This is a genomic window from Winogradskyella ludwigii (assembly GCF_013403985.1).
Lineage (GTDB): Bacteria > Bacteroidota > Bacteroidia > Flavobacteriales > Flavobacteriaceae > Winogradskyella > Winogradskyella ludwigii.
The window spans coordinates 709985-735569 of sequence record NZ_JABFDF010000001.1 but is presented as its reverse complement, the minus strand read 5'-3'; the positions used below and the strand labels follow the sequence as shown (position 1 = coordinate 735569).

Annotated in this window: 20 protein-coding genes; 18 read left to right on the top strand and 2 right to left on the bottom strand. The window is 31.8% G+C overall.

The window, feature by feature from the left end; all coding sequences use genetic code 11:
• Positions 1–9: 9 nt before the first annotated feature.
• Both HM981_RS03055 and HM981_RS03050 read left to right on the top strand, forming a co-directional pair.
• Positions 10–468, top strand: a complete 459-nt coding sequence (locus tag HM981_RS03055; RefSeq protein WP_179337106.1) for a hypothetical protein — start codon at positions 10–12, stop codon at positions 466–468.
• Between the two features lie 102 nt (positions 469–570).
• Positions 571–2952 carry a GAF domain-containing protein gene (locus HM981_RS03050; RefSeq protein ID WP_179337105.1) on the top strand — a complete coding sequence of 794 codons (2382 nt, stop codon included), beginning with the start codon at positions 571–573 and terminating at the stop codon, positions 2950–2952.
• Here HM981_RS03050 and HM981_RS03045 read toward each other — a convergent pair.
• Positions 2942–4216 (bottom strand): Pycsar system effector family protein, encoded by a 1275-nt coding sequence (locus HM981_RS03045; protein ID WP_179337104.1) that lies wholly within the window; start codon positions 4214–4216, stop codon positions 2942–2944. The genes HM981_RS03050 and HM981_RS03045 overlap by 11 nt on opposite strands.
• Before the next feature lie 202 nt (positions 4217–4418).
• Here HM981_RS03045 and HM981_RS03040 point away from each other — a divergent pair, with 202 nt between their 5' ends.
• From HM981_RS03040 to HM981_RS03000, 9 genes are all read left to right on the top strand, one after another.
• The gene (locus HM981_RS03040) at positions 4419–5981 is read left to right on the top strand and encodes a protein adenylyltransferase SelO (RefSeq protein ID WP_179337103.1); all 1563 of its coding nucleotides are present in this window, start codon (positions 4419–4421) and stop codon (positions 5979–5981) included.
• Positions 5982–6009: 28 nt separating this feature from the next.
• Positions 6010–6735: a flavodoxin family protein gene (locus HM981_RS03035; protein WP_218846257.1), complete on the top strand. Its 726-nt coding sequence runs from the start codon at positions 6010–6012 to the stop codon at positions 6733–6735.
• Positions 6736–6800: 65 nt separating this feature from the next.
• Entirely contained in the window at positions 6801–7082 is a 282-nt protein-coding gene (locus tag HM981_RS03030) for a DUF427 domain-containing protein (RefSeq protein ID WP_179337102.1), read from the top strand.
• A 27-nt stretch (positions 7083–7109) separates the two neighbouring features.
• The gene (locus HM981_RS03025; RefSeq protein ID WP_179337101.1) at positions 7110–8327 is read left to right on the top strand and encodes a bifunctional alpha/beta hydrolase/OsmC family protein; all 1218 of its coding nucleotides are present in this window, start codon (positions 7110–7112) and stop codon (positions 8325–8327) included.
• A gap of 101 nt (positions 8328–8428) precedes the next feature.
• Positions 8429–9580 carry an ergothioneine biosynthesis protein EgtB gene (gene egtB / locus HM981_RS03020; RefSeq protein ID WP_179337100.1) on the top strand — a complete coding sequence of 384 codons (1152 nt, stop codon included), beginning with the start codon at positions 8429–8431 and terminating at the stop codon, positions 9578–9580.
• Positions 9581–9634: 54 nt separating this feature from the next.
• Entirely contained in the window at positions 9635–10576 is a 942-nt protein-coding gene (locus tag HM981_RS03015) for an L-histidine N(alpha)-methyltransferase (RefSeq protein ID WP_179337099.1), read from the top strand.
• A gap of 72 nt (positions 10577–10648) precedes the next feature.
• A complete protein-coding gene (locus HM981_RS03010) occupies positions 10649–14347 on the top strand; it encodes a metallophosphoesterase (RefSeq protein ID WP_179337098.1) in 3699 nt (1232 codons plus the stop codon).
• A gap of 9 nt (positions 14348–14356) precedes the next feature.
• Positions 14357–15706: a DUF2254 domain-containing protein gene (locus HM981_RS03005; protein ID WP_179337097.1), complete on the top strand. Its 1350-nt coding sequence runs from the start codon at positions 14357–14359 to the stop codon at positions 15704–15706.
• Between the two features lie 40 nt (positions 15707–15746).
• Positions 15747–16964: a BaiN/RdsA family NAD(P)/FAD-dependent oxidoreductase gene (locus HM981_RS03000; protein ID WP_179337096.1), complete on the top strand. Its 1218-nt coding sequence runs from the start codon at positions 15747–15749 to the stop codon at positions 16962–16964.
• Here the strand turns inward: HM981_RS03000 and HM981_RS02995 are convergent.
• Positions 16931–19213: a response regulator gene (locus HM981_RS02995; protein ID WP_179337095.1), complete on the bottom strand. Its 2283-nt coding sequence runs from the start codon at positions 19211–19213 to the stop codon at positions 16931–16933. The two genes, HM981_RS03000 and HM981_RS02995, sit on opposite strands and share 34 nt — an antisense overlap.
• A 353-nt stretch (positions 19214–19566) precedes the next feature.
• Between HM981_RS02995 and HM981_RS02990 the strand changes: the two genes are divergently transcribed.
• The 7 genes from HM981_RS02990 (at position 19567) to HM981_RS02960 (ending at position 25539) form a co-directional block, all read left to right on the top strand.
• Positions 19567–20100 (top strand): DUF1697 domain-containing protein, encoded by a 534-nt coding sequence (locus tag HM981_RS02990; RefSeq protein WP_179337094.1) that lies wholly within the window; start codon positions 19567–19569, stop codon positions 20098–20100.
• Between the two features lie 6 nt (positions 20101–20106).
• Complete coding sequence (locus HM981_RS02985; protein ID WP_179337093.1) at positions 20107–21198, top strand: diphosphomevalonate/mevalonate 3,5-bisphosphate decarboxylase family protein; 1092 nt, start codon at positions 20107–20109, stop codon at positions 21196–21198.
• Between the two features lie 40 nt (positions 21199–21238).
• Entirely contained in the window at positions 21239–22168 is a 930-nt protein-coding gene (locus HM981_RS02980; protein WP_179337092.1) for a mevalonate kinase family protein, read from the top strand.
• A 108-nt stretch (positions 22169–22276) separates the two neighbouring features.
• On the top strand, positions 22277–23179 hold the full coding sequence (locus tag HM981_RS02975) for a geranylgeranylglycerol-phosphate geranylgeranyltransferase (RefSeq protein ID WP_179337670.1): 903 nt from the start codon (positions 22277–22279) through the stop codon (positions 23177–23179).
• Complete coding sequence (locus HM981_RS02970; RefSeq protein WP_179337091.1) at positions 23180–24127, top strand: carbon-nitrogen hydrolase family protein; 948 nt, start codon at positions 23180–23182, stop codon at positions 24125–24127.
• 42 nt (positions 24128–24169) lie between these two features.
• Positions 24170–25030: a pseudouridine synthase gene (locus HM981_RS02965; protein ID WP_179337090.1), complete on the top strand. Its 861-nt coding sequence runs from the start codon at positions 24170–24172 to the stop codon at positions 25028–25030.
• Between the two features lie 128 nt (positions 25031–25158).
• Positions 25159–25539, top strand: a complete 381-nt coding sequence (locus HM981_RS02960; protein WP_179337089.1) for a hypothetical protein — start codon at positions 25159–25161, stop codon at positions 25537–25539.
• Positions 25540–25585 lie beyond the last annotated feature (46 nt).

Sequence of the window (25585 nt, the reverse complement as noted above, 5' to 3'; positions counted from 1 at the left end):
CAGTATTTTATGAAGAACATAGTTTTAATCATTGGATTAGTGCTTTCGTTTAATAGTGCTTTTTCACAGGTAGGCGTGGGTACCACGGAGCCTAAAAGCACCTTGGATGTTAATGGGAGCTTGTCAGTTAAAGTTGTGAGTTTAGGCGGAGGACCTGTAAATCTTAAAACGATTATAGATGATGGTGTTTATTTTAATTTAACACCGACAGGACCAGCAGACTCCTATTTTGAGCTGCCTGATCCAACAGGATTACCTGGTAGGATTTATATATTACGAAATATTACTGATTCAGTTACAGCTAATATTTCAATTGAAGGATCTGGTCAAGAATTTTATGCAGGAGATAGTACGGCAGGTACTACGATTGTGCAGATGACAACAGCTACAGGTGGTGGCAATGAAACCAAAACTTTAATGTTTGTAAGTGATGGAGCTAACTGGACTTATGGTAAGTTTTCATTTTAAGTCTAACGAAACTCATTGTTGGTCTGATATGTAAGATAATCTTCAAACTGTCGACTAATATTTATATTTTGTAACTTTGCCTATATAAAAAATTACACCGCTTTGGATATTAACGACAGTATAGAATCACCTTTTACTATTAAGGTTAGTTTCAATAAGTTATTACAACAGTATGAGAATTTAATTACTGCTGATAATGATTTTATTGCAGCTAATGCTAGACGTGTGCTTAAAATTGCTGAAGAGAATCCTATTCTTAGAGATGGATTCAGTGATTGTACTATATTCAAAACTAACGAAAAAGAGATACAAGGTATTCTTCAAGATGTGTTTAGTCCCATTTTAACCACTAATGAGATAAAAACGGCATCAATTCCATCGCTAAATTTTACATTTAATGCCTCAGAGCGTTTTAAATCTATACTGAAAACGGCTGGTGATAATTTTGAGTTGCAAATTAAAAATATGCCTTTAGGTGAAAAGTATATTTTTGCTTGTGCTATAATTTTAAATGTTTGCTATGGTTATAATATTAACTTTAAGCGACCATTTTTATATGAAATACCAGATGCTAATGGTATTTTACGTTATTATAAACTCTTGTATAATGCAGATTTTATGGAAATTATTCCTGCAGAAAATGCTCCAAAAATTACAGAAGCAGATTACAATGAGTTATTAGATAATTTTGAAAACATTGAGTTGTGGAGAGAAAAATTCCCACCAAATAGTTACGATTTTAAGGGGTTTATTATTTCAAATATTTTTGATGTTACTGATGATCAATCTATTTCTAATATTAAATCCACTTTAATAAAAGAGAATAAACGACAGAATCATGGATTTATGGAAAGTTTCCATGACATCTTTCGTTCGCTTTTTGGATTAGAAGGTATCAAAGTTGGCTTTTCTATTTATAACCCAGATGAAGATTCCTTTCATCGTGTTCATGGAGCTTCAGGCATGTCAAGTTATTTGTTAAACGATTTAGAAACTTCTGAATGTGCAGATGCTTTATGCAGTTGGTCTTACAATAGGTTATTGAATGAGAAAAAATACTTTTCAGTATCTGATGTTAATCTTCAGTTTAAGAAATCTCAAGGTCAGGCTCCGCATATTAAAGTCTTACATGAGCAAGGCATTGGTAGCGCTATTTTTGCACCAATAGCAAACGACGAGGGTTTAATGGGGATTTTAGAAATAGTATCTCATAAACCTAAGGTTTTAAATAGTATTAATGCAAATAAATTGGTGGATGTGATGCCATTTATTGTGTCTGCAGTAGAGCGCTCTAAAAATGAAGAAGAGAATTTAATTGAGGCAATTATTCAAAAGGAATGTACTTCAATTCATTCAAGTGTACATTGGAAATTTGAACAAGAAGCGAGAGGTTATATAAAATCTCAACTTAATTCTGATGAAACACCAACATTCAAAAAAATAGTGTTCAATGAGGTTTATCCTTTATTTGGGCAAATAGATATAAAAGGATCTTCTGAAGCAAGAAATCTTGCCACTCAAAAAGATTTATTATTACAGCTTAATTATGCTGAAAAAATACTAGAGAAAACACTTGAAGTAAAAAACTTACCTATATATGAGCAAATAAGATTTCAAGTTTCAAAACATTATTCAGACTTAAATAACAGTTTTAAAGTCGATAGTGAACATGCCATATCTGTTTTTCTAAAAGAAGAGGTGAAGCCTGTTTTTCAATTAATTGCTAAAACTCAAGATTCCTTAAAAGAAGCTATTGAGGATTATTTTAGTAAAATAGATACCGATTTGAATGTTATTTATTTTTACAGAAAACATTATGATGATACTGTAAAACTGATAAACACCAATATGGCGTCTTTACTAGATAACAAGCAAGTTGATGCCCAAAATATGTATCCTCATTTCTTTGAGCGCTTTAAAACAGATGGTGTAGAACACAACATGTATATTGGCGAGTCTATTACAAAGCAAGATAGCTTTGATACCATTTACTTATATAATTTAAGGTTGTGGCAGTTACAAGTAATGTGTGAGATGGAAAATGAATATTATCAAAATCAGCATATCTATCCTATTTCATTAGATGTTGCATCAATGATTTTGGTTTTTAATCAGCCATTATCTATCCGTTTTAGAATGGACGAAAAACGATTTGATGTGGATGGTACATACAATGCACGTTACGAGGTTGTGAAAAAACGTGTTGATAAAGCGTTTATTAAAGGTACAGAAGAGCGTATTACTCAAAAAGGAAAACTGACTATAGTTTATTCTCAGAAAGAGGATGAAATAGAATATGAAAATTACATTAAATTCTTACAGTCTAAGCATGTTTTAGACAATGATTTAGAGTATTTAGAACTTCAAGATTTACAAGGAGTAACAGGCTTAAAAGCACTACGTATTAGTATTCTTTACCATAACGATAGTGATGGTAAAAATTTCTATACCTACAATGATTTAATGGAGACTATTAAATCGTAAAACGAGTATTTAGGTTGTCTGTAATTTTTAGTGGTACTGTTATTGAATTTTGGGTTAATAATACATCATCAATATCTTTTCCTGGGTTATTTTTAATTGCAATGGCAAACGAGAGTAACGAGATTATAATACCAATCATAAAAACAGTGTAAGTAATTCTTAAAAGTCTGTATTTTCGTTCTAAGACAATACCTAAAAAATACAAATCTTTAGTAAGTGCCTTGTAAATGTAGTCTTTGTCTTGAACCATTTCTTTAATTGCCCATTCAAATTCTTCCAAAGGCATCTTATGAAAGTTACCAAAGAAACTTAAATTCACTTTTTGATTTTTTACATCTTCCTTTGTAAACTGTCCGCTTGTCACATTTGGTCGTGTTGCAATTACAGACAGAATCATAGAGACCACACAAAACAGCGTAAAAATTATCGTTGGCCAAGTTAAGTAAGGGTTATTGTCTAATTTAGAAATAAGATTAGCCAAAACCACTGAAATAATAATCGCATTTACAGACAATAAAATGTTTGCTTTTGTATCTGCAATATCACTTAGTTTAATGTGATTTCTAAGGGCAACTCTATAGAAGGTTTGAACACCACGTTCTGGACTTTCATTTTTATACTGGGTTTTATATTTTGCCTTAAGCTTTTCTACATTAAGTTTCTTTTTGCGTTTTTTCTTTTTCCCCATTAATTTGGCTAAGTTTTTCTCTTTTCGAGGTTGCCAGTTTTTTAATGCGTAGTCTGTATAAAAATGATGTTTTTCTGTAAAAACTCTAATGTTTTCATTTCTCCATTCTGCAGGTGTAAAGTTGAGTTTGCCTTGTAACTCTAGCTCTTTTCTTAAGAATTCGCTGGTCTCTTTAAAATATTTTTTTCCAAAGTGAGAAGCATCAGCATCACGTATAATACGTTCAAGTTCGTTGGTAGGTTCAGAATCAAATTTCGTAGCCATTATACAATCCGAAATCACACTAATTACACTCTCTTCTAGACCTTTTTCTTTTAAAAAAGCAGTCGCTATTTTAACACTTTCTTCTTCGTGTTTCTCACAACCTTTTACATAACCAACATCGTGTAACAATGCTGTTAATTCTAAAACGAGAATGTCATCATCGCTTAAGTTTGAATGCTCTATAATTTCTCGCGTACTTTTTAAGACACGTTCTGTATGTGTGTAATTATGATATAAACATGTATTTGGTAGCTCGTCTTTAAAAAGTTTAAAAACAAACTCTTGAGTTTCTTTAATTAGAGATTCTGACATTGGGTTCAATAATTTTTTGGATAACGTGAAATTACAAAAAAGTTACAAGACTTAACATTTCCTTTGTTATATGAGTTAGAATGAAACCGTATTTTTATAAACAAATGAAATATTAAAAATGTTCTGAGTTAATAGTCGACTTATATACGGCAACATTTCATTTTCGTTTTTTCTAAATTTACACTGTACAACTATGCCATTCATGAAATTAAACATAAAAGACTCCTTCAATAACGAATTACCCTCAGATTCAAATCGTCAAAACTCTAGACGACAAGTTTATGAATCTACACATTCTTACGTTACACCAAGAGTACCATCTCACCCTAAACTAATTCATGCTTCCAAAGAAATGGCAGAGGCTATTGGTTTAGATGAAGCTGATATTAAGTCTACTGAATTTTTGGAAGTCTTTTCCGGAGCAAAAGTTTATCCAAAAACAAAACCATTTGCCATGGCTTATGCAGGGCATCAATTTGGTAATTGGGCAGGACAATTGGGAGACGGAAGAGCCATTAATTTATTCGAAGTTGAAAATAAAGCAAAGCGTTGGGCCATACAGCTCAAAGGGTCTGGAGAAACACCGTATTCTAGACAAGGAGATGGTTTGGCGGTTTTAAGATCTTCAATTCGCGAATATCTTTGTAGTGAAGCCATGTATCACTTAGGTGTGCCAACCACAAGAGCTTTAAGTTTAATGTTAACTGGAGACGATGTGCTTAGAGATATCCTTTATAATGGGAATTCAGATTACGAAAAAGGAGCTATTGTAAGTCGTTTAGCACCAACATTTATTCGGTTTGGTAATTTTGAATTGTTTGCGGCACGAAAAGATATTAAGAATTTAAAAAAGTTAACAGATTACAGCATCAAATACTTTTATCCAGAGCTTGGTAAACCTTCAAAAGAGACATATATACAATTTTTTAAAGAGGTTTCTAACAGAACACTAGAAATGATTATTCATTGGCAGCGTGTTGGTTTTGTACACGGAGTAATGAATACAGATAATATGTCTATACTTGGTTTAACTATAGATTACGGACCTTATGGTTGGCTCGAAGATTTTAATTTTGGGTGGACGCCAAATACAACAGACAGTCAAAACAAGCGCTATCGTTATGGAAATCAACCAAACATGGGACTTTGGAATTTACTACAACTTGCCAATGCCCTTTATCCATTAATTGAAGAAGCTGCACCAATAGAAGCCGTTTTAGAACAATATCAAATTGATTTTAAACAGCAATCACTTAAAATGATGAGATCTAAAATAGGGTTACAAGTTGAAGTAGAATATGACGAAAAATTAATGGCAGATTTAGAAGATTGTTTGTTGTTATCAGAAACCGATATGACCATTTTCTTTAGAACATTATCAAATTATAAAATAGGTTCACCAGAAAAAGGAGTAGACATAGTTCAACAATCTTTTTATAAACCTGAAGAAGTAAAAGACGAAATTTTAAACCAATGGAAAGGTTGGTTTAACACTTACGACCAAAGATTGCAAGAAGAAGATCTATCTCATGAAGCGCGAAAACAAAACATGAATGTCGTGAATCCTAAATATGTTTTAAGAAATTATATGGCACAATTAGCTATTGATAAAGCAGATGAGGGAGATTATAAGTTAATAGATCAATTATTTCAACTTCTAAAAAAACCTTATGATAACCAGCCCGAAAACGATAAATGGTTTGCAAAACGACCAGATTGGGCAAGAGATAAAGTGGGTTGCTCAATGTTGTCTTGCAGTTCTTAAAAACGATTATTAATTAAAAATAAATATTATGGATTTTTCAAAACTCAAAGTACTTTACATTAATTGCACTTTAAAAAAGTCACCGGCTGTAAGTCACACTGAAAAGCTGATGGAAGTGTCACAGAATATTCTGAAAAAAGAAAATGTGTCGTTTGAAACTATTCGATTTATAGATCGTGATGTTGCAGTAGGAGTGTATCCAGATATGACAGAACACGGTTGGGATAAAGATGATTGGCCAAGTATTTATAAAAAAGTAAGCGAAGCAGATGTCTTAATTGTAGGTACACCAATTTGGTTAGGCGAAAAATCTTCTGAAGCTCAAAAGTTAATTGAACGTCTTTATGCAATGAGTGGCGAAACCAATGAAAAAGGACAATATGTTTTTTACGGTAAAGTCGGTGGTTGTATGGTTACAGGTAATGAAGATGGTGTAAAACATTGTGCCATGGGAATATTATATGCGTTGCAGCATGTAGGTTATTCTGTTCCGCCTCAAGCAGATGCTGGTTGGATAGGAGAAGTAGGTCCAGGTCCAAGTTATGGTGATACAAAATGGAAAGATAAATCTATTAATCCGCCTGTAGGATTTAATTCTGAATTTACAAATAGAAACACAACATTCATGACTTACAACCTTTTGCACTTAGCCAAATTATTGAAAGAGAATGATGGTTATAGTAGCTATGGTAATTCTCGTGAAGCATGGGATAGTGGAACACATTGGTCTTTTGAAAATCCAGAATACAGATAAATTTATATCTAGAGATCGTTAAAAAGTATAATTAATAGGAGCTTAACAATTGTAAAGAAAAGCATATGAAAGCCATTTGGAATAATAAAGTAATAGCGGAAAGTAATGACACCATTGTTATAGAAAACAATCATTATTTTCCTCATGAGAGTATAAAAAAAGAATTCTTCAAAGCAAGTGATTTACACTCTGTTTGCCCTTGGAAAGGAACGGCATCTTATTATACAGTTGAGGTAGATGGGAAACAAAATAAAGATGCAGCGTGGTTTTATCCTGAGGTTTCAGAATTAGCAAAAGGAATTAATAACCGAGTAGCATTTTGGAGAGGAGTTCAAATTGAAGATTAAATAAAACTGAAATCAATTCAGCATAAAATGAAGAGCACAAAACTTAAAATTAAAAATAGAAAAGGGATAATTCTAAATGCACATTTAGAATTACCGGCAAATCAAAAACCAAATTATTACGCCATTTTTGCACATTGTTTTACGTGTAGTAGCAGCTTAAGTGCTGTTCGTAATATCAGTAGAGCATTAACCCAAGATGGCTTTGCTGTAGTGCGTTTCGATTTTACAGGTCTTGGTAGAAGCGAAGGTGAATTTGCAGATAGTCATTTTTCTGCAAATGTAGAAGATTTATTAGATGTACATGCTTACATGACTGCAGAGTACGAAGCTCCAAGCTTACTTGTTGGTCATTCTTTAGGTGGTGCAGCTGTATTAGTTGCCGCTTCAGAAATAGAAGCCGTTAAAGCTGTTGCTACTGTTGGTGCTCCTGCATCTGTGAGTCATGTAAAACATTTGTTCTCGCATCAAGTAGAAGCTGTAGAAGCTAAAGGTAATATTAAGGTGAATATAGGTGGAAGACCATTTGTAATCAACGAAGATTTTGTTAAAGAATTTGATAAAATAGAATTGCCTTTGGTTGTAAAAGATCTAAGAAAGCCATTACTTATTTTACATTCACCTTTCGATAAAATTGTAGGCATCGAAAATGCAGAACAATTGTACAAAAATGCCCACCATCCTAAGAGTTTTGTAACTTTAGATAATGCAGATCATTTACTATCAAAGGAAAACGACAGTCAATATGTTGGTGAAGTTATTGGAACTTGGGCTAAACGTTATTTTCCTAAAGTCGAAAATGAAATGTTTAGTACAGAAGGAGAACAATTAGTAGGACACTTAAATATTGTAGAAGATAATTTTACAACGTCGATACAAACTAAAAATCATACCCTCATTGCAGATGAACCTGCCTCGGCAGGAGGAAGTGACTTTGGACCGTCTCCTTATGAATATCTTAATGCTGCATTAGCTGCTTGTACAGTAATGACACTAAAAATGTATGCAGAAAGAAAGCAATGGGATTTACAAGAAGTGTTTGTTTATATCTCGCATTCTAGACAACATAGTGACGATTTAAATATCCAAGTAGATAAACCAAAATACTTAGATCACATTAGTAAAAAGTTGAAATTTATAGGTGATATAAATGAAGAGCAATCACAACGATTAAAAGAAATAGCATCACGTTGCCCTGTGCATAAAACAATTGCAAGTGAAGTGATTTTTGAAACAAAAGTGATTTAATTTTTTGATTGAAGTAAAAAATAAAAGGAACGTATTTTTTATCAATTAAGAAATGATTAAATTACGTATTAAAACTATAAACTAAATTACAACCACTTAAATTGAAGAGCATTACCAAAGAACGTTTTTTAGAAATAAGACATCAAACAGAGCATATTTGCAAGTCGCTTAAGCCGGAAGATGTCTCTATTCAGCCTGCAGAATTTGTGTCACCACCAAAGTGGCATTTGGCTCACACTACATGGTTTTTTGAGCAGTTTGTGCTGTCTAAATATCAAGTAGATTACAAAGTATTTAATGAAGATTTCTCCTATTATTTTAATAGTTATTACAATAATGTAGGCAAACGTGTAATGAAAGCAGAGCGAGGATCAATGACACGTCCTGCGTTACAAGAAATTCTTAATTATAGAACTTATGTAAACAAGCAATTGGCAGCATTTATTTCTAAAGATATTTCAAAAGAAATTTCCGACGTTATAGAAATAGGGTTGCAGCATGAGCAACAACATCAAGAATTATTAATCTATGATATTAAATACATTTTCGGGAATCAGCCTTCGTTTCCTGTTTTAGATTATAAGGTGCAATTACAAGCAGAACATCAGCTTCAAGAGTTTCTTAAAATTGAAGAAGGGGTTTATGATATAGGTCATGATGAAGATAGCTTTTGTTTTGATAACGAATTAGGACGACATAAAGTTTACCTTCATGATTATGAGATTTCAAATGTATTGGTAACCAATTCAGAATATATTCAATTTATAGATGCTGGTGGCTATTCAGATTTTAATCTTTGGCATGCAGAAGGTTGGGATTTTGTTCAGAATAATAATTTAAAAGCACCCTTGTATTGGTACAATGTAGATGGGAAATGGATGCATTATACGCTCAATGGTTTTGTTGAAGTTAATGGAGATTTACCTGTAAGTCATATATCATTTTACGAAGCTTTTGCCTTTGCGCAATGGAAAAATATGCGTTTGCCCACGGAATTTGAATGGGAAGTGGCATCGCGTCAATTTAACTATGGTCAACTCTGGGAATGGACAAATAGTGCTTATTCCGCTTATCCAAATTTCACTAAAGAAGATGGAGCACTTGGTGAGTACAATGGCAAATTCATGGTCAATCAAATGGTGTTACGAGGAGCTTCAGTGGCTACAGCAAACAACCATAGTAGATCAACGTATCGCAATTTTTTTCATGCTAATTTACGTTGGCAGTTTTCTGGTATTAGATTAGTTAAATAAGCTAATACAGTAAAACATACAAAATCATTATCTGTAATAAATTTTCTTATTTAAATGACAAATACATTCGCAAAAGATATCCTCAAAGGTTTAACAGCTAAACATAAATATATCTCTTCAAAATATTTTTATGATGATAATGGAAGCCGCATTTTTCAAGAAATCATGAATATGCCAGACTATTATCCAACCAATGCAGAATTTGAGATTCTTTCCATGCAGTCTAAACAAATCGTTGAAGCTCTTAAGTTTTCTGGACCATTTAATATTATAGAATTAGGTGCTGGAGATGGGTTTAAAACCTTTAAACTCTTAGAATATTTGGTAAATAATAATGTGGATTTTTACTACGTACCAATCGATATTTCTCAAGAGGCCATTGATATTCTTACGCAGCAACTAAAAGTAAAATTACCGAGTCTAAAAATTAAACCTAAGGTTGGCGATTATTTTGAAATATTAAAAGGCAATAGAGAAAGCGACCGTCAAAGTTTATTATTGTTTTTGGGTGGTAATATTGGTAATTATCAAGAAAATGAAGCTAAAGAATTATTAGAGCTTTTTCATAAGAATATGAAAGTTGGAGATAAGCTTTTAACGGGTTTCGATTTAAAGAAAAATCCAATTATTATTCAAAATGCATATTTCGATAAACATGGTATTACAAAACGTTTTAATCTTAATTTATTAATAAGAATCAATAGAGAATTAGATGCTGATTTTAAAATCGATGATTTTGATTTTTATAGTCATTACAATCCTATAACAGGAGATGTAAAGAGTTATATTGTAAGTCTTAGAAAGCAAGTTGTACAACTTAAAGCCATAAACGAAACTATTAGTTTTGATTACGATGAGCTTATTTGGACAGAGCTTTCAAAAAAATATGCACTAGAAGAAATCAGAGATTTAGCACATAATGCTAATTTTAATGAAAACGGTAATTTCTTAGATTGTAAACACTATTTTACAGATAGTCTTTGGGAAAAACGATAACTAATACTATTAAGAGTATAACGATTAAAGAGTAGATCAGAAATTGTTTTGCTTTGAAGCTTACTTAGAATTATGAAAAACCATTATAAAATATTTGCTATAGCAATTTTGCTTCTCGTTAGTGCTTGTGCGACCAAAAAAGCACAGTACAAAGACGAAAAATTAATAGAAAATAAAGCTCCAGAAAAAGAAATAGACAAACGTTTTTTTCTTATCGGAGATGCTGGTAAATCCTATTCAGGTGATATGTCTAATGGGCTAAAAGCTTTTAATAACCATATTTCTAGTACTAATACAAAAGATGATGTTGTTATTTTTTTAGGAGACAATATTTATCCTGCAGGTTTACCAGATGAGGATCATCCAGATAGAGCAGAAGCAGAATTAGCATTAGACGTTCAGATTAAAGCAGTAAAAGAATTTAATGGAGATGTGCTTTTTATTCCTGGTAATCACGATTGGTATGCCAATGGGTTAAAAGGACTTAAAGGTCAAGAAAAATATATAGAAAAGGCTTTAGGGAAAAATACATTTCAGCCAGAAAATGGCTGTCCCATTGAAGATTTTGATATTGGGGATAATGTAAAACTAATCGTGATTGATACGCAATGGTATTTAGAAAACTGGAATACCAACCCAACAATAAACGATGACTGTGAGATAAAAACAAGAGAGCGTTTTTTTCAAGAATTAGAAGGAGAACTTAAAAAAGCACAAAATAAAACAACCATTATTGCCATGCACCATCCTATGTTTACTAATGGAACTCACGGTGGTTATTACGCAGCAGAAAAGCATTTATTTCCAACACAGAAAAAAATACCATTACCAATTTTAGCGACTTTGTTGACTCAAGTAAGAACACAAGGAGGTGTCTCTATACAGGATCGTTATAATGAACGCTATAATGAATTAATGAAGCGTATTGAAACTTTGGCCATTGACGAGAAGAATGTGGTCTTTGTTTCGGGACATGAACATACTATGCAATACATAGAAAATGATGGAATAAAACAAGTTGTTTCTGGTTCTGGTTCTAAAGGTTCAGGAGTAGCATTAAGTAATAATGGGTTATTTAGTTATGGAGGGCAGGGTTTTGCTGAACTTGTTGTGTATAAAGATGGGAGTACTTGGGTTAAAATGTATAGTGCAGAAAATGGTGAACCAAAGGTGTTGTTTGAGAATGAAATATTTCAGCCTAAAAAATTATATGATACTTCACAATTACAAGATTCCTTTCCTAATGAAGTAGAGGTTTCAATTTATGCTAAAGAAGAAACCGATAAAACAGGCTTCTTCGAATCCGTTTGGGGAAAACACTACAGAGACGTTTACAGTACAAAGATAAAAGCAAAAGTAGCAACTTTAGATACGTTGTATGGAGGTTTAGAGATTGTAAGAAAAGGAGGCGGTCATCAAACAAGATCTTTAAGACTAAAAACAAAAGATGGACGAGAATTAAATATGCGAGCATTACGCAAAAGTGCGACTCAATATTTGCAGACCGTTCTATTTAAAGAAACCTACATACAAGACGAATTTGAAAGAACTGAAGTGGAAGGTTTAGTACTCGATTTTTATACGGCTGCTCACCCTTACGCGTTTTCAGTAGTTCCAGATTTGTCAGATGCTGCTGAAATCTATCATACCAATCCCAAGCTTTATTATATTCCGAAGCATAAATATATGGGTGCTTACAATGAAGATTATGGTGGAGAATTATATATGATTGAAGAACGACCGGAAGAAAATTATACAGGAGATCGTAATTTTGGGTATGCAGATGATATAGAAAGTACACACGATATTATAGCAAAAGTTCGAGAAGATGAAAAGTATAAAATTGATGAAAATGCTTATGTAAGAGCACGATTATTCGATATGTTAATTGGAGATTGGGACAGGCATCAAGATCAATGGCGTTGGGCTCAGTTTGATCAGCCTAATGGAGATAAATTATTCAGACCAATTCCTAGAGACAGAGATCAGGTGTTTTCAAATTTTGATGGAGCATTGTTAGACGTGGTACGTGTAATTACAGGCGCGTCAAAACAACTTCAGGTTTATGATGATAGTTTGAAGGATATTAAATGGATGAATAATGCTGGAATTAAACTAGATCGTACATTAATTCAAAAGGCAGATAAAGACACGTGGTTAAAGCATGCCAAATTTCTTCAAGAGCATATAACTGATGACATAATTGAAGAAGCATTCAAAAAAGTACCTAAAGAAGTACAAGATAAAACCTTAGAAGAAATTAAGCAAAACTTAAAAGGAAGGAAAGCAAATCTTGTTGATATCGCTACACGATATTATGAGTACTTAAATAAGCTTGTTATTTTAACTGGCACAGATAAAGATGATTACATTGAAGTTATTCGTCAAGGAGATAAAGAAACGCGTGTTATAATTTCTAGAATTAAAGGTGGCGAAAAAGCAGATGTCATTGTAGATAAAGTGTTTAACAGAGATGTAACCAAAGAACTTTGGATTTATGGTTTAGATGACAAAGATATTTTTGAAGTAACAGGAAAAGGAAGCAACCTTATTTTTACAAGGCTTATCGGAGGTCAACAAAATGATACCTATATTATAAAATCGGGTAGAAGAGTAAAAGTTTACGACCATGAAAGTAAGAAAAACACTGTAAAAGAAAACAAAGGTGGCACTATAAGGTTTACAGATGTTTATAATTTGAATTTGTTTAATTATGAAAAAAACATCTTAAATAATAAGGTAATGACACCAGCAGTAGCTTATAATCCAGATGATGGTGTAGCTGTTGGATTATCTTATACACTTACAAAACAAGGATTTCAACGCAACCCATTTTCTAGTCAACATCGTTTTAAGGGAGGTTATTTCTTTGCAACCAGTGGTTTTGCATTAAATTATGATGGAGAATTTTCTAATATAATGAATGATTGGAATCTACGTATTGGTAGTGAATTTACATCAGAAAATTTTACAAATAACTTCTTTGGCTATGGTAATGAAACTGTAAATTTTGATGACGATTTAGACTATAATCGTGTTAGAACAAGTATTTATAGAGTGAATGCAGGAATCTTTAAAAGAGGAAATTTTGGTAGTGATTATGGGGTTAGAGCTATAGTAGAAGGTATAGAATTAGAAGCTACAGACAATAGATCTATTACAGATTTAATACCAGAAACAAATACAGATTTTTATAAAAGACGATTCTTTGGTGGTCTAGAAGGAGAATTTAATTACGGAAGTTTTGATAATAAGATTAATCCAACTCGAGGAATGACATTCCTAGTAAATGCAGGTGCGAAATCGGAATTTAGTGATGCTGATAGTGCTTATGGTTATGTTAATGCTGATTTAGGCTTTTATAATGCGTTGTCTAAAAACAGAAAATTAGTATTAAAAACAGATGTTAAGAGTCAGTTTAGAATAGGTAATGATTTACTGTTTTACCAAGCCGCTAATATTGGAGGAGATTCTGGTTTAAGAGGTTTTAGAACAGAACGATTTACAGGAGCGCGATCCTTGGTAACAAGTGCAGATTTACGTTATAGCTTCAATTCATTTAGAACAAGTGTGTTGCCAATGCAGTTTGGTGTGTTTGGTGGCTTCGATGTTGGTAGAGTTTGGTTGTCAGGAGATGGTTCAGATAAATGGCATAACGATTATGGTGGTGGTTTTTGGGTCACTGCTGCAGAGTCGCTTTCAGGAACTTTTAATTTCTTTAATAGTACAGAAGGGCTTCGGTTCTCATTTGGTTTTGGTGTGAATTTTTAAACTATAAATGTGAAAAGTTTTATCTATAAATTCTGGAATTCACTTAAACGATTAGAAAGTAATATCGCTTTTTATCCTTCTATTATTAGTTTATTTGGTTTGCTCTTTGCTTTTTTTATGATCTATTTAGAAAGTCAAGGTATTTCTAAATATTTAGTAAAACATGCACCTGTTTTAGTTGTAAATAATACAGAAACGGCAAGGAGTTTACTTACCACGTTTATAGCAGGTCTTATTTCTATAATGGTTTTTAGCTTCTCGTTAGTTATGATTTTACTGAATCAGGCATCTAGTAATTTTTCACCTAGAGTCCTTCCTGGATTAATATCTAACAAAAGACATCAAATTATTTTAGGCATTTATAATGCAACATTACTCTACTGTATTTTTACGTTAGTATCTATTACACCAGATGGAGATAAATACCAAATGCCAGGTTTCTCAGTACTTTTAAGTATTGTTTTTATGACTTTTAGCTTAGGAGCCTTTATTTATTTTATTCATTCTATTTCTCAAGAAATTCAAGTGAATACAATTATGGATAAGATCTTTAGGCAGTCTAAACAACGATTAGAAAAATTAGTTGAAGCTGAAAGTTATATCGATACAGATTTTGAAGACACGTCCAATTGGAAAAGTGTCATAGCCAATACTACAGGTTATATGCAAGATGTAAGTTTAAACACTTTAGCTACACTAGCAGAAGATCACGATTTAAATATTGAAATTGTCCCTATAAAAGGCGCTTATATTCTTAAAGGTATTGCTGTTTTAAGGTATACAGGAAATGTTAATGAAAACACAGATAAAAATATAGATAACGAGGAGAAATTAGAGGAAAAACTATTAGAAGCGCTTACGTTTTCTAATAGCGAACTTATTTCTGAAAATTATATTTTGGCTTACAAACAAATAACAGAGATTGCTGTAAAAGCAATGTCTCCAGGAATTAATGATCCCGGAACCTGTATTAACGCTATAGATTATTTAACAGAATTGTTTGCCTTGAGAATGTGTAAAAAAGATAAGAGTTATTATTTTAATGAAGATGATAAAGCCCTTATTTATATTAATACGGTAAGCTTTGAAGCGCTCTTGTATAATGTAATGGCAGCGCTTAGAACGTATTGTAAACATGATATAATTGTGGTTCAAAAATTATTTATAATGTTTCAGTATTTGCTTCAACAAAATGACGTGCTTAATAAAGATTATAAAGAAATAATTATTAATGAAATTATAAATCTTAAAACAGACGCATTAAATAGTCATGAAAATGATAGAGATATTGAGGTTATAAAATCTTATATTGCCAAACTCGAAAACGTAAACCCTTCAGAATTCACCTTTGAAGTTTAGTTGGTAAGTATATAAATTCTCATTTTCTTAAATACATTTCATGTCTCAGACAAAAGATATTATAATCATTGGTGGTGGAGCAGCAGGTTTTTTTGCTGCTATTAATATTGCCGAAAAACATCCAGAATTATCTGTTGCTATATTAGAGCGTGGTAAAGAAGGATTACAAAAAGTGAAAATTTCTGGAGGCGGACGATGTAATGTTACACATGCAGAGTTTATACCCTCAGAATTGGTTTTAAACTATCCAAGAGGCGAAAAAGAATTACTTGGTCCATTTCATAGTTTTATGACAGGAGATACTATTGCGTGGTTTGAAGAGCGTGGTGTAGAGTTAAAAATTGAAGAGGATGGTAGAATGTTTCCACTATCAAATTCGTCTCAAACTATAATAGATTGTTTTCTAGATGAAGCTAATAAGCATAATGTTGAGGTGCTTTATAATCATTCCGTGAAGACGATTAAAGCCTTAGAAAATGGTTTTAATATTGAAACCTCCCAAGGTAATTTTGAATCTAAAAAATTAATGGTTGCTACAGGAAGTAATCCTAAAGTCTGGAAATTACTGGAAGATTTAGGGCATACCATCATTAATCCTGTGCCATCACTTTTTACTTTTGATATTAAGGACAAACGAATTAAAGATATTCCTGGTGTTGTTGCAAAACATGTAGATATTAGTGTTGTTGGAACCGATTTAGAATCTCAAGGTCCACTGTTAATTACACACGTAGGTATGAGTGCACCAGCCATTTTAAAGCTATCTGCATTTGGTGCTGTAGAATTAGCAAAATTGAATTATAACTTTGAAATTAAAATTAATTTTATCCAACAAGAATTTGAATCATGCTTAGATGAACTAAAGAGTTTTAAGCAAGAATTTGCAAGGAAAACGGTAATTAACTTAACACAATTCGATCTGCCAAAACGGTTATGGAAACAGTTGGTTCTAGCTTCAAATATTGAAGAGACAAAACGATGGGCAGACTTAAATAAAATAGAGTTAGAGGCATTGGCTAACCAATTAACTAGTGCAATTTTTCAAGTTACAGGTAAAAGTACATTTAAAGAAGAATTTGTTACCGCTGGAGGAGTAGATTTAAAAGAAGTAAATTTTAAAACGTTTGAAAGTAAGCGTATTCCTAATCTTTATTTTGCAGGAGAAGTAATTAATGTAGATGCGGTTACAGGTGGTTTTAATTTTCAGAATGCTTGGACGAGTGCTTATATTGCTTCCGGATCCATGATTCTACAATAATTTGAGTTGTTGCCACTATACGATATTATTGTAGCCTTAAAATCATCAAAAATATAAGGTTTGGTAATAATATGATCTATACCTGCAGCTTCGGCTTTAACTGAGATTTCGTTAGAATTTAAAGCAGTAAGGGCTAATATAGGAATTCCAGAATTAAACATTCTTATGTGTTTTGCAACTTCGTAACCATCCATATCAGGCATATTAATGTCGGTTAAAACCAAATCATAGTCTTTTGCTTTTACTAAAGAAATAGCTTCTTTACCGTCAGAACATGTTTTACAGCTGTAACCTTTTATTTTTTCAATATTTTTTTGAGTGATTAAAAGGTTTATTTTGTTATCATCAACAATTAAAATACGCATGTCTCTTTTTGGTAAAAAGGATATTGCGTTTTTATTATTTATGGTATCTGCAAACTTAAATGTGATTTCAAAGAAAAAACATGTGCCTTCATTAGGTGTAGAAACAAAATCGATGTCTGAATCATGACTTTTTAATAAAGTCTTCACGATATATAAGCCTAAACCAGATCCGCTACTATTTTTATTTAAAAATGTTTTGTTTTCAAAAGCACTAAAAACAACATGTCTATGTTCTTCTTTAATGCCTATTCCTGTATCTTTAACTTCAAAACGTAAAGTAATATCAGTCTCGTTTCTAGCCTTTTCAAAAACATTGATAGCCACATGTCCTTCTTTTGTATATCGAATAGCATTGTAGGCTAAATTGATTAATATTTGGCTAAACGCGACTTTATCTACTAATATGTGTTCTTCTTCATCAGAGGAGTCTATATGAACTTCAAGATCTAAACCTTTGTTTTTCGCCGCAATTGCCACAGTACTCATTACATGATTAACTATTTTTCGAATTTTATCGGGCTTTTCACGAAGGTTTTTCTTTTCAAATTTTAAGCGATTGGCTTGTAGAATATTATCAATTAAAATAGATAAGTAATTACTTGATGATATTAAAGAATCTAAATAAGATTGTCGCTTAGAACCATCTTTTTCTTGATCTATAAGTGTTGCTAAACCACTAATGCCATAAATTGGTGTACGTAACTCATGACTTAAAATTGAGAAAAATTCTAACCGATCTTTATCAATTTCTAAAAGTCTAGAATTAGAGCCTTTTAAGGCTTTATTCATACGTATCATGTTCTTTTTAGCTTTAAAATAAAAAAAGAAAATTGTTAGTGTAATAATTAACAAGATGCTCATTATAGCTGTAGTTACTATGAATGTTTTAGCAGTTTTTAAATCCTTTACACGTTTTTCATTAGCTAAGTTTAGCTTTTGCTCTGCATTAACTATTTTATAAATTAAATCTCCATTTCTTATGTTTTTCTCATCGATACTTGCAAGTGCGTCATATTTATAAGAATCGGATTTTAAAATATATTTATTTGCAGAATCTAAATTTTTATTGGCACGAGTGTAGTAAAGGTATTTGTAATAGTTTAGTGTCGCTATCTTTCTAATAGAATTTATATCTGTCTTTAATGAAGCTTCTAAATCATTTTCATTAATAGAAAAGATGACATCGTAATTACTAGGGTTGTTAAGATCTAATTTGGCGTTAGCAATACCATTGTAATAGCTGTAAGATTGAAATAAATATGCCTTTAGATGTTTTGTTTTATAACTTTTAGAGTAATTTAAATTTTCAAAATCAGTGGTTTTTAAAAGGTTTAAAGCTAAGTTAGATACGGCTAATAAACTTGCATTATCAAGGCTATAATAGTCTTTTTTTAATTTGTGATTGAGGTTAAGAAAATAAACCTCACTATTTAATGTCTTAGATAGTTGTTGAGCGATAGGGTAAATACTATCAAATTTTGTATTGTTTTTTTCTAACGTGTAGGTTCTGACTAATCCATGAAGAGCAAGATCTCGTCCTTTGTCATCGATAAGTGAATCGTAAATTTTTAAGGCTTGTTCTTGGTAGCTAGCCGCTTTCTTAAAATTATACATCTTAGACAAAACAAGCCCCATGGCATTATAGGATTTGGCTTCTGTAGCTTTTAGATTGTATTTTTTAGAAAAACTAATCGCTTCATTAAGAAGAACTGTTGCTTTGTAAAGGCTGTCATTTTTAACTAGTATATCTAAGCGGTAACTATCAAAAGTACAAGCCTTATCAAAAATACTAGGTATAATGTCGTCCTGAGCTTTTAAAGTTTGTCCTATAAAAGAAAATAGGGCAAATAAGATAATAACAACATTAGGTTTGGAACTATACATAAGTTAGGTTAGTAAGGCCGTAAAACTACAATTTTTTATGAAGTGGACAACATTTTGTCGGTGTTATTTGCGTTTCGTGGGGTTTTTCGATGTGGCTTTTTATTTTCAAATTAAAATTCAATAAACTCTATATTAGATGTTTATAATTATTACTTTCAAATCGGTTTTACTTAAAGCTTCTGTGAAATTACAAGCATTGATGAATAAGCGTGTAGTGGGTAAAAAGATTGGTTTTTATTTCAAGAATATTATAAAGGTGTTAAGATTGTAATTCTTTAAAATTTTACGGGTTCGGCTGACTTTACTAATTTAGCCAAAAGCCTATAAGGTTTCAATATAATAAAGACTTGTAAATGATAACTTACATTGCATTATTAAGGGGTATTAATGTTGGTGGACACAAGAAAGTTCCCATGGTAACGCTTAGAGATTTATTAACTAAATCAGGATTAGAGAATGTAAAAACCTATATCCAAAGCGGAAATGTTATCTTTCAATCTAAAACTAAAGATTCCAAAGAGTTAGAAGACAGTATCCAAAAAATAATTTTAGAAAGTTTTGGTTTTAATATTCCTATATTAATTAGTACACGAGAAGAACTAAAAACCATTTTTAATAACTGTCCTTTTTCAGAAGATAAAAAAGTACAAAGTTATTTTATAATGCTTGATGCTATTCCAAGTAAAAAGTTGGTTGAAGAAGCTTCAGAAAAAACATATCCAGATGATTACTATCAAATTCTAAATGATTGCATCTATTTGTTTTGTGCTAAAGGTTATGGGAAAGCAAAATTTAATTTAAATGTCTTCGAAAATAAGTTGAACGTTAATGCAACAGCTAGAAACTATAAAACCATGGTAAAACTATTATCTTTGTCAGATATTTAATAGACAATGACAGCACAAGACTTTACGCTTAAATCTTACCATACCAATATTGAAAAGGGCTCTGTAAAATGGGCTTCACCAAGTAATATTGCATTAGTTAAATATTGGGGAAAAAAGAAAGATCAAATCCCAGAAAATCCTTCTATTAGTTTCACACTATCAAACTGTAAAACCATTACAGAGATTAGTTACTCTAAAAAGGAAGGCAAGGGTTTTAGTTTCGATATTTATTTTGAAGGTGAAAAAAACGAAGCGTTTAAGCCAAAGGTTCAAACTTTTTTTGAGCGTATTGAAATTTATATGCCTTTTTTAAAGGATTATCATTTCAAAATTGAAACATCAAATACATTTCCACACAGTTCAGGTATTGCTTCTTCTGCATCGGGTATGAGTGCTATTGCTTTATGTTTAATGAGTATTGAGCAAGAGTTATCTATTAATAAGATGGAAGTTGAAGAATCTAAAGCTTACTTTAACCAAAAAGCATCATTCCTAGCAAGATTAGGTTCAGGAAGCGCTTGCCGAAGCATAGAAGGAGAATTGGTTGTTTGGGGAGAAAATAAAAGTGTTGCTGAAAGTTCTGATCTATATGGTGTAAAATTTGAAGGTGAAGTACATTCAAACTTCAACAATTATCAAGACACCATTTTATTAGTAGATAAAGGTGAAAAGCAAGTGAGTAGTACTGTTGGTCACCAACTAATGTTTGGTCATCCGTTTGCAAAAGAACGGTTTGTACAAGCACATGATAATTTAGCAAAGCTGAAAACTATTTTAGCTTCAGGTGATTTAAATGAGTTTGTAAAAATCGTAGAAAGTGAAGCCTTAACACTTCATGCTATGATGATGACGAGTATGCCATATTTTATTTTAATGAAACCAAATACCTTAGAAATTATCAATAAAATTTGGACATTTAGAGAACGTACAGATTCTAAAGTTTGTTTTACACTCGATGCAGGAGCAAATGTTCATGTTTTATATCCTGAGAGTGAAAAAGAAACTATTCTCGAATTTATTAAGAATGAATTGGTTAGCTATTGCCAAAACGGACACTTTATTTGTGATCAAATTGGTCTTGGTGCGAACCAAATATAATTTTAATACGTATATTTGTTAAAGAAACTGCTATTAAAGTATGAAGGGACCATTATTTTATTCTAAAATCTTGTTATTCGGTGAATACGGAATTATCAAAGATTCAAAAGGCTTATCCATTCCTTATAATTTTTACAACGGTGCTTTAAAAGTAGATGAAAATCCTACTCAAGAAGCTATTAAATCTAACGAAAGCTTAGTGCGTTACGTTACGTATTTAAGAGATCTTAGTAAAGAATTAGTTGTCTTTGATATTGATACTTTACAGAAAGATGTAGATAAAGGTATGTACTTTGATTCTTCAATTCCTCAAGGTTACGGAGTTGGGAGTAGTGGTGCTTTGGTTGCAGCAATTTATGATAAATATGCAACGAATAAAATTACAGTTTTAGAGAATTTAACGCGTGAAAAGTTACTGACGTTAAAAACCGTTTTTTCTGAAATGGAATCGTTTTTTCATGGTAAATCTTCTGGTTTAGATCCTTTAAATAGTTATTTAAGTCTTCCTATTTTAATTAACTCTAAAGACAATATTGAAGCCACAGGAATTCCTTCTCAACAGACAGAAGGTAAAGGAGCTGTGTTTTTATTAGATAGCGGTATTGTTGGAGAAACGGCACCAATGGTTAGTATTTTTATGGAAAGCATGAAAAACGAAGGTTTCCGTAGTATGCTCAAAGACCAATTTATAAAACATACAGATGCTTGTGTAGATGACTTCTTAAAAGGTGATATTAAATCTCTTTTTAAGAATACAAAGCAGTTGTCTAAAGTGGTTTTAAATAATTTTAAACCAATGATTCCTTCTCAATTTCATGAACTTTGGAAAAATGGAATTGAAACCAACGATTACTACTTAAAACTTTGTGGTTCTGGTGGTGGAGGTTATATTCTTGGATTTACTGAGAATTTTGATAAAGCTCAAGAAGCTTTAAAAGCACATAAACTAGAGGTGGTTTATAATTTCTAAATTATTAGGCTTGTAGCATTAGGTGTTTCTTAAATAAAATAATATTTTTTTAAGGATCACATACTAAGTAAATCAAAGTGTCGTTAAACTATTTCAGCTAATTAAATGATGTTATCAAGACGGCAGAAACTTATTCTTCTAAAATTTTTCAGCCTGTTTTCAGTCGTTCGTGGCTATAATATCCTCATCGTTGTTATTGCACAATATTTAGCGTCTGTTTATATTTTTGCTCATGATAAACCTGTTAAGTCAGTTCTTTTAGATATTAACCTTTTAATGCTAGTTTTAGCGTCATCCGCAACAATTGCATCAGGTTATATTATTAATAATTTTTACGATTCAGAAAAGGATTTAATTAACAAGCCAAGAAAAACGATGTTAGATCGTTTGGTCAGTCAAAACACAAAATTATCTTTTTATTTTGTTCTTAATTTTTTAGCTGCTGTCTTTGCAAGCTATGTCTCATTTAAAGCTGTAATCTTTTTTGCGATTTATATTTTTGGCATTTGGTTTTATTCTCATCGCTTAAAAAAGCAACCTATCATTGGTAATATCGTGTCTGCAATATTAGCCGTAACTCCATTTTTTGTCATCTTTATTTATTACAAAAATTTTGAATTAGTCATTTTTGCACATGCTATTTTCTTGTTTTTGTTAATTGTAATGCGAGAACTTACTAAAGATTTAGAAAATATAAAAGGAGATTTGGCCTTAAATTACAGAACTGTACCTGTTGTTTACAGTGAAAAGACTTCTAAACTAATGCTTTCTGTCATGGTATTATTAACCATAATTGCGGCTGTTGTTTTAGTTCTGTTTTTTGAAATAGGACATATGTGTTATTTTTTCTATGTCAGTGTAATTTTACTACTCATTTTTCTACTTATACTTTGGAGGTCAAATAAAAAGAATGACTACCTCTTACTTCATAACATGTTAAAATTTATAATTGTGGCAGGAGTATTTTCTATATTACTAATTGATGTTTCAATTGTATTAAACCGTATTTAAATGAATTCTACTTTAAAAATTGCGATGGCTCAAATCGCTCCAGTTTGGTTAGATAAAAAAGCAACGTTACAAAAAATTGAAAATTCTATACTAGAAGCAGCTCAAGAAAAATGTGAGCTTATTGTTTTTGGTGAAGCATTATTGCCAGGTTATCCATTTTGGTTAGCATTAACAGGAGGAGCCGAATGGGATAAAAAAGTCAATAAAGAATTGCATGCGCATTATGTAACCAACTCAATTTGTATTGAGAAAGGCGAATTGGATTTGGTATGTAAATTGGCAAAAGAACATAAGTTGGCCATTTACTTAGGTATTATGGAACGACCAACAGATAGAGGTGGTCACAGTATTTATGCCTCTTTGGTTTATATTAATGAAGAAGGAGTTATAAAATCTGTACATAGAAAATTACAACCGACTTATGACGAGCGTTTAACCTGGTCTCCAGGAGATGGTAACGGCTTAAAAGTACATTCATTAAAGGCATTTACTGCAGGTGGTTTAAACTGTTGGGAAAATTGGATGCCATTACCACGTACAGCTTTATACGGACAAGGAGAAGACTTACATATTGCGGTTTGGCCAGGAAGCGATCATAACACCAAAGATATCACGCGTTTTATAGCAAGAGAATCACGATCTTATGTGGTTTCGGTGTCTAGCTTAATGTCAAGAACAGATTTTCCAGATCACACACCGCATCTAAATGAAATTCTTAAAACGTCTCCTGAAATATTAGCAAATGGCGGAAGTTGCATTGCAGGACCTGATGGAGAATGGATTATAGAGCCTGTTTTACATAAAGAGGGCTTAATAATTCAAACTATAGATTTTAATAGGGTATTAGAAGAACGACAAAACTTTGATCCTGTTGGTCATTATTCAAGACCAGATGTCACTAAATTAATAGTAAATACAGAACGACAAACTACTGTGGAAATTAAATAGTTAATATAAACTATTGTTATAACTTTGCAAAAAATTACTGTTATGAGCAAACAACAAGATAGCAAGGGAAAAGGAAAGACTTCAGGAAAGGGAAATGCTAATAGTAAAACCAAAAGTTTTACTAAAGGAAATGCTCCTTTTAATAAGAAACCGCAATCAGCTAAAAAGGCATCACAGCCTTCAAAATCATCAAACTCTGATGAAATAAGATTAAATAAATATGTTGCTAATAGTGGCATGTGTTCTCGTCGCGAGGCTGATGAAAATATCGCTATTGGTTTAGTTTCTGTAAACGGAAAGGTTATAAACGAAATGGGTTATAAAGTAAAACGTACAGACGAAGTACGTTTTGATGGCCAACGTATTGCGCCAGAACCGCCTGTTTATGTGTTATTAAATAAACCAAAAGGATTTGCAACAACGACTGCAGAAGGTAAAGGAAGAACTGTTATGGATTTGGTTGCAAACGCTACAAATTCTAACATAAAACCTATAGGTCGTTTAGGTCGTAATTCTTTAGGATTATTATTGTTTACTAACGACGATAAAATAATGCAGAAATTCACCAACTCTAAAAATGGTGTCGCTAGATTATTTCAAGTTGAATTAGACAAGAACCTAAAATTCGAAGATTTAAAGAAGATCCAAGAAGGATTTAAGGTCGAAGGAAAACTAGTTTCTGTAGAAGAGATTAGTTACATTCAAGGTGAATCTAAGAACCAAGTTGGTATAAAAATTAAAAATACAGGTAACACTATTTTACGTACTATTTTTGATGATTTAAACTACGATATTGTAAAAATTGATTGTGTAGGAATTGGTCATTTAACTAAAAAAGACATTCCTCGTGGTCACTGGAAGCATCTTACTGAACTAGAGGTAAATACCTTGAAAATGATGTAGTGCTTGAGTTAAATAGTAATTCGAATAATTTATTAATTTACCGTTCATCGAATAAATAAGTCATTTTATCGGATGGTTGTTTATTTTTTCTATATTGGCACCCCAAATAGAATATAAACAACCTACTTATGAAAAAAATTACACTCATTTTGGTGCTTTTACTTATAGTAAATTGCACAACGGATTCACCTGATAGTCAGGACGAATTAAGCACCTTTAGACAACAAGTTCTTAGCTGTGTAGATGATGATCCACAGATTAAAATCACTAATAACGGTACTATAATTTTCGATGTTGCCGTTTATGGAGAAGATTATTCTGAAGTATATTCAGAGAGTTTATCCATAGGCTCTAACACGGATTGGTTTGACTCGTCTATTACTGAAATTATCATTGTAGCAAATAATAATAATTTTTATGGGCGTAAAATTCAATTAAGCCTTCTTCCATGCGATATTATTGAAGTGGAGATAGATGCCAATAATAATTTAATTATTTCTGGTGAATAGACACTTATGAACTAAATAAATAAATTTTTGACTTTAACCGTATAGG

Coding starts and splice junctions, on each gene's coding strand:
- HM981_RS03035 (WP_218846257.1), top strand. CDS start 6,010: ATGGATTTTTCAAAACTCAAAGTACTTTACATTAATTGCACTTTAAAA.
- HM981_RS03000 (WP_179337096.1), top strand. CDS start 15,747: ATGTCTCAGACAAAAGATATTATAATCATTGGTGGTGGAGCAGCAGGT.
- HM981_RS02995 (WP_179337095.1), bottom strand. CDS start 19,213: ATGTATAGTTCCAAACCTAATGTTGTTATTATCTTATTTGCCCTATTT.
- HM981_RS02990 (WP_179337094.1), top strand. CDS start 19,567: ATGATAACTTACATTGCATTATTAAGGGGTATTAATGTTGGTGGACAC.
- HM981_RS03010 (WP_179337098.1), top strand. CDS start 10,649: ATGAAAAACCATTATAAAATATTTGCTATAGCAATTTTGCTTCTCGTT.
- HM981_RS02960 (WP_179337089.1), top strand. CDS start 25,159: ATGAAAAAAATTACACTCATTTTGGTGCTTTTACTTATAGTAAATTGC.
- HM981_RS02970 (WP_179337091.1), top strand. CDS start 23,180: ATGAATTCTACTTTAAAAATTGCGATGGCTCAAATCGCTCCAGTTTGG.
- HM981_RS02965 (WP_179337090.1), top strand. CDS start 24,170: ATGAGCAAACAACAAGATAGCAAGGGAAAAGGAAAGACTTCAGGAAAG.
- HM981_RS03030 (WP_179337102.1), top strand. CDS start 6,801: ATGAAAGCCATTTGGAATAATAAAGTAATAGCGGAAAGTAATGACACC.
- HM981_RS02975 (WP_179337670.1), top strand. CDS start 22,277: ATGTTATCAAGACGGCAGAAACTTATTCTTCTAAAATTTTTCAGCCTG.
- HM981_RS03025 (WP_179337101.1), top strand. CDS start 7,110: ATGAAGAGCACAAAACTTAAAATTAAAAATAGAAAAGGGATAATTCTA.
- HM981_RS03045 (WP_179337104.1), bottom strand. CDS start 4,216: ATGTCAGAATCTCTAATTAAAGAAACTCAAGAGTTTGTTTTTAAACTT.
- HM981_RS03040 (WP_179337103.1), top strand. CDS start 4,419: ATGAAATTAAACATAAAAGACTCCTTCAATAACGAATTACCCTCAGAT.
- HM981_RS03055 (WP_179337106.1), top strand. CDS start 10: ATGAAGAACATAGTTTTAATCATTGGATTAGTGCTTTCGTTTAATAGT.
- HM981_RS02985 (WP_179337093.1), top strand. CDS start 20,107: ATGACAGCACAAGACTTTACGCTTAAATCTTACCATACCAATATTGAA.
- HM981_RS02980 (WP_179337092.1), top strand. CDS start 21,239: ATGAAGGGACCATTATTTTATTCTAAAATCTTGTTATTCGGTGAATAC.
- HM981_RS03015 (WP_179337099.1), top strand. CDS start 9,635: ATGACAAATACATTCGCAAAAGATATCCTCAAAGGTTTAACAGCTAAA.